This is a genomic window from Bacillota bacterium (genome assembly GCA_040754675.1).
In the GTDB taxonomy this organism is placed as follows: Bacteria; Bacillota; Limnochordia; order Limnochordales; family Geochordaceae; genus Geochorda.
In genome coordinates this window covers 1-9,039 of the sequence record JBFMCJ010000132.1, presented here as the reverse complement: position 1 = coordinate 9,039, position 9,039 = coordinate 1, and the positions used below count along the sequence as shown (strand labels likewise).

The window sequence follows — 9,039 nt, the reverse complement described above, 5'->3', positions numbered from 1 at the left end:
ACAGGCAGTCGCCCGATATCGCCCAGGGCGTGAACCGGGCGCTGGAGGCCCGGGAGGGGGCGTGGGAGGACGCCGTTGAGGCCATCGGCGCGGGTGACCAGGGGCTCATGTTCGGGTATGCGACCGACGAGACGGAGGAGTTGATGCCCCTGCCCATCCTGCTGGCCCACCGCCTGGCCAGGCGGCTGGCCGAGGTGCGCAAGAGCGGGCTGTTGCCGTGGCTTCGACCCGACGGCAAGACCCAGGTGACAGTCGAGTACGAGGATGGCGGGGGCGGGGGCGGTCGGCACGCGGCGGTGCCGGTAGGCGCAGCGTACGGCGGCCGGCCCGTGCGCGTCGACACGGTTGTGGTCTCGGCGCAGCACAGCGCCGAGGTGAGCCGGGCCGAACTGGAGGAGGGTATTCGGGAGCAGGTGATTCGTCCTGTGATCCCGGCAAAGTACCTCGACCGGCAGACCCGCATCCTCATCAACCCAACGGGGCGGTTCGTGCTGGGCGGGCCGCAGGCGGATACGGGACTTACCGGGCGCAAGATCATCGTTGACACGTATGGCGGGATGGGGCGCCATGGAGGCGGGGCGCTGTCGGGGAAAGACCCGACGAAGGTGGACCGCTCGGGCGCGTATGCGGCCCGATACGTGGCCAAGAACGTGGTGGCAGCCGGGCTGGCGAAGCGGTGCGAGGTGCAGGTCGCCTACGCGATCGGCGTGGCCCGGCCGGTGTCGGTGCGGGTGGAGACGTTCGGCACCGGCCTCATCTCCGACGACGCCATCGCCGAACTCGTCGACGCCCACTTCGACCTGCGCCCCGGCGCCATCATCCGCGAGCTCGACCTGCAGCGCCCCATCTATCGGCCCCTGGCTGCCTATGGCCACTTCGGTCGCAGCGACCTGGATCTCCCCTGGGAGCGCACGGACGTGGCCGAGGACTTGCGGTCAGCGGTCTTCGGACGGGACGGGACGACCATGGCGACGGCGGCCGGCGAGACGGTCGCAGCGGAGCCTGATCGCAGCAGGCAGGCTTGTGGCCGGCTACGAGGTGCTGTCGGCGGAGCGGATCAATGAGCGGCTGGCTCCCCACCAGGAGCTGTAGGAGGGTGCGATGGTGCTCGAACGGTTTGTGGTGACGCTGCTGGCCGAGGTGGCGGCAGGGCTCACCGGGGCGCCGGCGAGGGCGAATTAGGCGTTCGGCGCAGGATTCGATGGGCGTCAAGCGGTGCGCGGCCTGACACGGCGTAGGTTGGGCCCGATAAGGTCGGCCTTGGAAAGACCGCGGCAAAGGGAACGGAAGCGACGGTGCCACGGCAAGGTCGGGGGGACCCCGGCTGCAGCGACAGTTAACCTGTAGCCGATCGTGAGACTGTGGCGGTCGCTTTCATGTACCGGGTGGTGTGGTGCGCAGTGCGTGCCGGGTCGAGCTGTGGAGCGTGTGGCTGAATGCCACGGTGCCCAGCGGAGCAAATGCATGCCACTCGCGCCATGTTGCCAGGAAAGGCCGCAACTGGTTGCCTGAGCCACCACGGTCGGGGTGATACCGATCACGCGTTCGGGTATGATGGGGCCCGGGAGACCGCGCGGCGGTGCCTGTAGCAAGGCGGGCAGTTCGACGTGCGGGCGGATACGCTATGGCAAAGCAGATGCATGAGATTCGAGACCCGCTGCATGGGTTCGTGCGTTTGCGAACCGAGGAACGTGAGATCCTCGACTCCGGGCCGGTCCAGCGATTACGTCACATTCACCAGCTCGGGACGTCGATGTGGATCTACCCCGGAGCAACTCATCGGCGCTTCGAGCATTCCTTGGGGGTTGCAGAGCTGGCAGGCAGGGTCTTTGACATTATCACGCAGCGCGCAAAGCTGACAGACCGGATACGCAGCCAGGTGCCACAGATCGAGGATCCGACCGACATGTTGTACTGGAGACAGGTGGTCCGCCTGGCCGGGCTCTGCCACGACCTGGGACACCTGCCTTTCTCTCATGCGGCGGAGAAGGAGCTTTTACCGGACGGGCTGACTCATGAAGCGCTGAGTGAGCGCATCATACTCGAGATGAAGCCGGAGTTCGACCGGATGGATCCCCCGATTCGTGCCAGGGATGTGGCGAGGATTGCCCTCGGACCCGGGAAGCTGAAGGTGGAGACAGCGCCCTTCTCCATGTGGGAGAGCGTTCTCGAGGAGATCATAACCGGCGACGCCTTCGGCGTGGACCGGATCGACTACTTGCTTCGGGATTCGTATCACGCCGGCGTGGCCTACGGGCGCTTCGATCAGTTGCGGCTCCTTGATACGCTTCGCATTCTTGAGAAGCCCTCGTCCTCGCCGGAGGCAGTCCCGGCGCTCACGATCGGCATCGAGGAGGGTGGTTTGCAGGTAGCGGAAGGCATGGCGCTCGCCAGGTACTACATGTACACCCAGGTGTACCTTCACCCCGTGCGGCGGATCTATGACCTTCTCTTGCAAGAGTTTCTGAGCGCGTGGTTGCCGGGGAGCAGGTTTCCCGTAGAGCGGGTGGACGACTTCTTGAAGCTAACCGACAACGAGGTAATGGCAGCGCTGAGAGCCGCCTCAGGTGATCCGAACTCGCCTGGACACGATGCCGCCAGGCGCATCATGAAGCGCGAGCACTTCCGGGTGGTGTACAGCAGGAACCCGCAGGACATGCGGCGTTCGAGGGATCCTGCCCGACGGATCTACGACGCGCTTTGTGAGCGGTACGGACGCGACCGCGTTCGGTATAGCTGGTACCGCGCGAAAGAGGATCCTGCTGACTTCCCCGTGTTGATGAGAGACGAGAGTGTGGTGGGCGCGATGGCGGCATCTCAGGTGTTCAGCCAGTTGCCCCTAGCGAGCGTTGACTACGTGTACGTGGTCCCCGAGCTAAGGGACGAAGCCGAGGCGTGGCTACGCCGAGCCAAGTCCGGCATTCTGGGGCGAAAGCGTGGTGAGGTGAAAGGTGGAGCGGTTTGAGCGTTATGCGGTGCTGCTCAAGCTTGTGCGTGAGATGAACAAAGCCGGTAGCTGGACAGGTGAGACGCATATCCAGAAGAGCACGTACTTCCTTCAGGAGATCCTGCGTGTGCCGCTCGGCTACGAGTTCATCCTCTACAAGCATGGCCCGTTCTCGTTCGGACTCAGGCAGGACCTGATCGCCATGAGGGCCGACGAGTTTCTGGCTCTGCGGGTAAAGAGGGCCGAATACGGGCCTTCGTACGTGCCGGGCAACAGGGCCAGCATACTGGGGGGTCCGGAGGAAGGGACGGAGAGCCAGCGCCGAAGCATTGCGTTTGTGGCTTCGAGGATTGCCACCCGGCCGGTGGCGGAGCTTGAGCGCCTGGCGACGGCGCTGTTCGTGAGCCGGCAGCAGTCCGGTGCCGATGAGGAAGCCCTTGCTCGGCGCATGCACGAGCTCAAGCCTCATATCACTGTGGAGAGTGGGCGACAAGCGCTGCGGGAGTTGGAGGAGCTGATGCGCGAGGCGGCCCGGGCATAGGGCGGGCGGTGGCTCAAACCCACGGGTGCGTGGGGGGAGGAGCGGGAGCCGGCGCCCAGCCCATGCGGTGGGTGACGCCCCTCCTTGTCACTACAAGCTTGCTGCGCGGCGGTAGAAGGGTCCGGTGAGGCCGGGCTCCGCCAACCCCAAGCTCGGGTCGCTCGGGAGCAGCCTCGCGGTGTAGTGGGGCCAGGCAAATGCTGGGTCAAGGGGCAACGATGGCGGTTACACGGGATGCGCTTCACAAGCCGGTGGAGTCCCTACTGCCGGAAGACCTAACTCACTGAGGCAGGGCGTGGGAAACGGCCGCGCGGCGCTGCGTACAGGCATCAGCGGGGTGGTCGTCGTCCCGCTAAGACACGGGTGTTCAGCAGCGAGAGCACTGTGCAGATGTGAGGGTTCCTTCGAACCGAGAGGCAAGCCCTGAAATACGGGGGCAAGACGACGTAGCCTCGGATTCGATACCGGTCAAAATGATGCAGGCAGGCTGTTCGCGGGGCGAGGCACAGCGTGCCGGGAGGGGATCCGGGAGGAGGTCGTGCGGCGGGTCATCGGCGAACCGTATCTGGACAGACAGACCCGCATCCCCATCAACCCCACGGGGCGGTTCGTGCTGGGCGGGCCCCAGGCGGATACGGGACTTACCGGACGCAAGATCATCGTTGACACGTACGGCGGGATGGGGCGCCACGGGGGCGGGGCGCTGTCGGGGAAAGACCCGACGAAGGTGGACCGCTCGGGGGCGTATGCGGCCCGGTACGTGGCCAAGAACGTGGTGGCAGCCGGGCTGGCGAAGCGGTGCGAGGTGCAGGTCGCCTACGCGATCGGCGTGGCCCGGCCGGTGTCGGTGCGGGTGGAGACGTTCGGCACCGGCATCATCTCCGACGACGCCATCGCCGAACTCGTCGACGCCCACTTCGACCTGCGCCCCGGCGCCATCATCCGCGAGCTCGACCTGCAGCGCCCCATCTATCGGCCCCTGGCTGCCTACGGCCACTTCGGTCGCAGCGACCTGGATCTCCCCTGGGAGCGCACGGACGTGGCCGAGGACCTGCGGTCAGCGGTCTTCGGACGGGACGGGAAAAGCACTGGCACAGTCCAGGCGCCCGCCACGCGCTCCGAGGCGACCGAGCCGGCCGGCACTCCACACGTGCGGGAAGGCAGCGGATGATAGACCAGCTGCAGGGAGCCTGGGCCGGCCCCGAAGGGGAGGTTGTGCATCGAGCGGGCAGATGATGGCATGCCGGTGCTGCGGGCCGTCCGTGAGGAGTGGCGCTGGCACTCATCGCGAACTTCTCCACGGAACTCTACGACTACGGGAGCCGGACGAAGAGCGGTTGCCGTGCGGCACCCCCTGATCGCGTACCAGTGGCCCGTACGTCATGGGTGAGACCGGCGGAGCCGTGGGAGCCAGCTACGCGAAAAGCTGGAAGTTGAAGGAGAAGTCCCCAGGGGGAGGCCCGTTGGGTTGGGGGAGGACAGCGCAGATGGCCGAACTCATTCCGATGGATGGTGAGGTGCGCCGGCGAGCCGAAAGGAAACTGATCCTCCGGCGAGTCAGCAAGCGCCTCGACACCCTCGAGCGTCTTTGGTACACCCGCTCCCGTGAGGAGATCGCGGCAGAGCTTGCAGAGATCGGCCACGAATTGCTCGACAACGCGTCCCTGTTCCTGCCGCCGGCCGTGACGAGGGCCATGGAGAACTTTGAAAAGCCCCCAGACCCGGGGTCGTATCCTAACGGCCATGTCCAAACGAACGGGCAGCCGCGCCCACGGCAGGGTGAGGTGAACCCTTCGACGGAGGATCGCTGGGAGGCCCTGGCTGACACGGTCGAGGAGCTGGCAGAGGAGCTGGAGACCGTCCTGCGGCAATTGCGACGGGGAGAGCAGCCCGCTGGCGATCGCTGAGCGGTGGACTGGTGCAAGCTGAATCGAGGGATCGAGCTTCGCGACGCGCTGCCGTTTGGCCGCTCCGCCGCAGGAGCTGCCGGGGCTGAGCCGGCCGTTCAGCAGCCTCACGACGGCCACACCCTTGCCTTCATCACCTGCCTCAATGACGAGACTCAGTATCCCACTTGTCTCGGTATGCCGACCCGGGGGTCTGGCGCCGGGGGCGAGGCGAAGGCCATCGGGGACGGCGGTAAAGAGGTGAGGCTCGCCATCGGCTACGGTGGGCCGTGGGTCGGGTACCAGCGGGAGCTCGTGGGTAAGTTCTGGGTGCAGGCGGGGGTCGGGGTGGCCTTTGGCGGGGCGACGCTCACCGTGTACACCGCGCAGGACTCCGGTACCTTCGATACGGCGGCCGCCAACCAGGTGACGTACACCCGGTTCATCTTCGGGCTCTTGCCGGAGCTGACGGTGGCGTGGTCGCTGACGCCGTTCATGCACCTGCAGGCAGGGGTGGCCAGTGGAGTTTGATTGAGGCGGGCGGGTGCGGGGATCAGCTTATCCAGGTTTAGTTCGCTCGCCGTTTGAACGGTTCAACGGGGAGCAATAGCAGGCAGGAAAAGCCGGTTTGGGAAGGTACCCCGCCCTCACGTTGCGCAGTTCAATTGGAGTCTTCACCCTTCGTGGATCCGCGTATTTGCGAGCCCGGTACCTGCCATGGCGTGCGCGGCCGCTCTCGGTCCGAGTCTCCCCAACACTGCGGCACCCTGGCTCCCCGCAGAAGAGAGGATCAGAGCTGGGTTCGGCGTATTGACCATCAGGCCGACGAGGGGGCCAGGCCATGTTCAGGCTGCTCCAACTGGCCGACCTTCACCTGGGCTGGGCTCCGGGATACATGGACGAACCGCGGCGGGCCGAACGGCGCCGCCGCCGTGACGAGCTGCTCCGGCGGGCCGTGGTCACCGTTCCCGGAAACCACGACGAGATCACGTACGCCGACTCGGTTTACCGCGAGCGGGCCCGGGATTGGCCAGGCGTGCTCGTTCAAAACCCTGTGCCCGAGCACGTCAGCACGCTCAGCGTGGCGGGTATCCCGGTGCACGTTTACAGCCTGGCATACACGGGCGGGCTCACCCCCACGCGTTCTGCGCTCGCCCGGTTCCCCCGGATCGGCGAGCCCGGCTTCCATCTCGGTGCGTTCCACGGCACCCTGGGGGCTGGGGCGGCGAGCGGAGCCTGCCGCTCGACGCGGAGGCCCTCGGACAGGCTGGCTACGACTACGTGGCCCTGGGGCACATCCACCAGCATCAGGAGCACGACCTCGGCGGCACCCCGGCGGTCTACTGCGGGGCCGTGGAAGGAAGGGGATTCGACGATCCCGGCGTGCGCCGCTGGACCATCGTCGAGGTGGACATGCCCGCTGCCGCTGCGGGTGGGCGGCCGGCCGTGCGGGTGCTCACCGAACCGGCCGAGGGCGTGCAGCCCATCGACACGGTGGTGCTGGACGCCGGCCGGTTCGCCGGCGAGGCGGGCGTGCGGCTGGGCGGCGAGTGGCGGGCGGGGCCGCCCTGCGAAACGGTCTCCCCCTTGTGCTGGATGAGTTGGTGCGGCGGGCCGGTGCATGGCATATCTTCGCCTTCCTCCCTTAGCCGGCCCGGCTCTCCGGGCCCGGCTGGGAGTAGACCTCTGGATTCACGACATGCTCGGGACGAAGCCCCTGCAGCACGGCGAGCAGGTTATCCGCTGCCAGGTAGCCCATGCGGGTGGCCGCCTCGGTCGTGTGGGCGCCCATGTGCGGCGTCAGGATCAGGTGGGGTGCTTGCAGCAGTTGCGGATCCGAGGGAGGTTCGGCCTCGTAGACATCCAGGGCGGCCCCGGCGATCCAGCCCTCTGATAGCGCTTGTACGAGGGCTTGTGTGTCGACGAGCCCGCCGCGCGCCGTGTTGATGAGGTAAGCCGTGGGTTTCATGGAGCGAAGCGCCCGGGCCCCGATGAGGTGGTGGGTCTCGGGGGTGAGCGGGGCATGCAGGCTGAGGAAGTCCGCCTGCTGCAGGAGCTCCTCCAGACCTGCCCGCTCGACGCCGAGACGGCCCGCTTGTTCCCCGTCCCACACCACGTCACAGGCGAGCACCCGCATGGCAAAGCCCGCCGCGCGCCTCGCCACGGCACGGGCCACCCGGCCAAAGCCCACCAGGCCCAGGGTCTTTCCCGTGAGCTCCTGCCCCATGAACCGCTCCCACCGGCCCTGCCGCGTGGCCTCGTTGGCCTCGGGAATGTGGCGGGCCAGGCTGATCATCAGCCCGAACACCAGGTCGGCCACGGCGTCGCTGTTGGCACCGGGCGTGTTGGTCACCACCACCCCGCATCGGGTGGCTTCCGCGAGGTCCACGGTGTCGATCCCGACACCGTAGCGGGAAATCACCTTCAGCCGGGGCCTGCCCGCCGCCAGCGCCTCCCGCCCGATATGGTCGACGCCCGCGACGATGCCGTCGATATCCCCCAGCAGTCCGGCCAGCTCGTGATCGGTCAAGGGCCGGCCGACAGGGCTGCGCACGACCTCGATCCCGGCGCGCATCAGGCGCTCCAGCGGCCCGGGATCCCCCTGCCCGAAGGAAGCCGGTGTCACCAGCACTCGCCACATCCTGCATTCTCCCTCCCCTTGACCGGTCTGTTCGCCTCTGATAATATCATCCTGTCACTACAGGATGATCACTTCCCGGCCCAACATGTGGACGCAGAGGAGGTCGGCCTGGCGTATGGAGCCCACCTCGGCACGGCCCGCCGGGGTCAACCACTCGATCGACCGGACGAGCCCGGTCCCCTACTACTACCAGGTCAAGGAGGCCCTCAAGTACGAGATCACCAGCGGTGCCTGGCCGCCGGGCTCTCAGCTTCCGTCGGAGGCGGAGATCTGCCGAACCTTCGGCGTCTCGCGCACGACGGTCCGGCAAGCCCTTGCGGAGCTCTTCAACGAAGGGTTGATCCGGCGGGAAAAGGGTCGGGGGACCTTCGTCGCAGAGCCCAAGATCCGGGAACGGCTGGTGGAGCGCCTGACCGGGTTCTACGAGGACATGATAGCACAGGGACTGAGGCCCGAGACACGGGTGCTCGACCAGTGCGTCATTGATGCCCCGCGCACGCTGGCCGAGGTCCTGTCGATCCCGGAGGCGTCTCGCCTGGTGCGCATCGAAAGGCTGCGCCTCGTCAACGGGGAGCCCATCCAGCTGGTGGTGACCTACATTCCCCACGATATGTGCCCGGGCCTCGAGCGGGAGGACCTGGAGCACCAGTCTCTGTATGCGCTGCTCGAGCACAAGTTTCACCTGCGGCTCGCCAGGGGCCGGCGGATCATCGAGGCAATCGCCGCCTCCGAAAACGACGCGCGCCTGCTGGGCATTCCGAAGGGCGCCCCGCTGGTCCTGCTGAAAAGTGTCAGTTTCCTCGACGATGGCCGGCCACTCGAGTACTACGAGGCGAAGCACCGCGGGGATCGGAGCCGTTTCGAGGTGGAGCTGATCCGGGTGGGACCGGTCGCGGCCGATGACCCACAGCTGGAGAAGGTCCCGGCCGTCACAGCGCCTGCCTGGGGCATCACGGGGGTGGGGCGGCAGGGGCCGCAGGCCCCCCGCCCCAAATGACAAGCGCGGCACAACCTGGCTTCGAGC

General features: G+C 67.0%; 7 protein-coding genes and 2 pseudogenes. 8 read left to right on the top strand and 1 reads right to left on the bottom strand.

All coding sequences use genetic code 11. The features are described 5' to 3' along the window. The 7 genes and pseudogenes from metK (at nt 1) to AB1609_09395 (ending at nt 6,974) form a co-directional block, all read left to right on the top strand. A pseudogene (metK, locus tag AB1609_09425) lies at nt 1-935 on the top strand (methionine adenosyltransferase). 689 nt (nt 936-1,624) lie between these two features. Continuing rightward, the gene (locus AB1609_09420; GenBank protein ID MEW6046684.1) at nt 1,625-2,965 is read left to right on the top strand and encodes an HD domain-containing protein; all 1,341 of its coding nucleotides are present in this window, start codon (nt 1,625-1,627) and stop codon (nt 2,963-2,965) included. Beyond that, on the top strand, nt 2,952-3,488 hold the full coding sequence (locus AB1609_09415) for a hypothetical protein (protein ID MEW6046683.1): 537 nt from the start codon (nt 2,952-2,954) through the stop codon (nt 3,486-3,488). The genes AB1609_09420 and AB1609_09415 overlap by 14 nt, the downstream gene beginning before the upstream one ends. A 535-nt stretch (nt 3,489-4,023) precedes the next feature. Next, nucleotides 4,024-4,659, top strand: a pseudogene (locus AB1609_09410) (methionine adenosyltransferase domain-containing protein). Nucleotides 4,660-4,975: 316 nt separating this feature from the next. Next, nucleotides 4,976-5,395: a hypothetical protein gene (locus AB1609_09405; GenBank protein MEW6046682.1), complete on the top strand. Its 420-nt coding sequence runs from the start codon at nt 4,976-4,978 to the stop codon at nt 5,393-5,395. A 3-nt stretch (nt 5,396-5,398) separates the two neighbouring features. Next, entirely contained in the window at nt 5,399-5,905 is a 507-nt protein-coding gene (locus AB1609_09400) for a hypothetical protein (protein ID MEW6046681.1), read from the top strand. Nucleotides 5,906-6,215: 310 nt separating this feature from the next. Beyond that, on the top strand, nt 6,216-6,974 hold the full coding sequence (locus AB1609_09395) for a hypothetical protein (protein ID MEW6046680.1): 759 nt from the start codon (nt 6,216-6,218) through the stop codon (nt 6,972-6,974). A 45-nt stretch (nt 6,975-7,019) separates the two neighbouring features. Here AB1609_09395 and AB1609_09390 read toward each other — a convergent pair whose 3' ends face one another. Further along, complete coding sequence (locus AB1609_09390; protein ID MEW6046679.1) at nt 7,020-8,015, bottom strand: phosphoglycerate dehydrogenase; 996 nt, start codon at nt 8,013-8,015, stop codon at nt 7,020-7,022. A 115-nt stretch (nt 8,016-8,130) separates the two neighbouring features. Here AB1609_09390 and phnF point away from each other — a divergent pair, with 115 nt between their 5' ends. Further along, nucleotides 8,131-9,012, top strand: a complete 882-nt coding sequence (phnF, locus tag AB1609_09385; protein ID MEW6046678.1) for a phosphonate metabolism transcriptional regulator PhnF — start codon at nt 8,131-8,133, stop codon at nt 9,010-9,012. Nucleotides 9,013-9,039 lie beyond the last annotated feature (27 nt).

Excerpts from the sequence above, each read along its gene's own strand:
- AB1609_09420 (MEW6046684.1), top strand. The coding sequence starts at position 1,625 with ATGGCAAAGCAGATGCATGAGATTCGAGACCCGCTGCATGGGTTCGTG.
- AB1609_09405 (MEW6046682.1), top strand. The coding sequence starts at position 4,976 with ATGGCCGAACTCATTCCGATGGATGGTGAGGTGCGCCGGCGAGCCGAA.
- AB1609_09395 (MEW6046680.1), top strand. The coding sequence starts at position 6,216 with ATGTTCAGGCTGCTCCAACTGGCCGACCTTCACCTGGGCTGGGCTCCG.
- AB1609_09390 (MEW6046679.1), bottom strand. The coding sequence starts at position 8,015 with ATGTGGCGAGTGCTGGTGACACCGGCTTCCTTCGGGCAGGGGGATCCC.
- phnF (MEW6046678.1), top strand. The coding sequence starts at position 8,131 with ATGGAGCCCACCTCGGCACGGCCCGCCGGGGTCAACCACTCGATCGAC.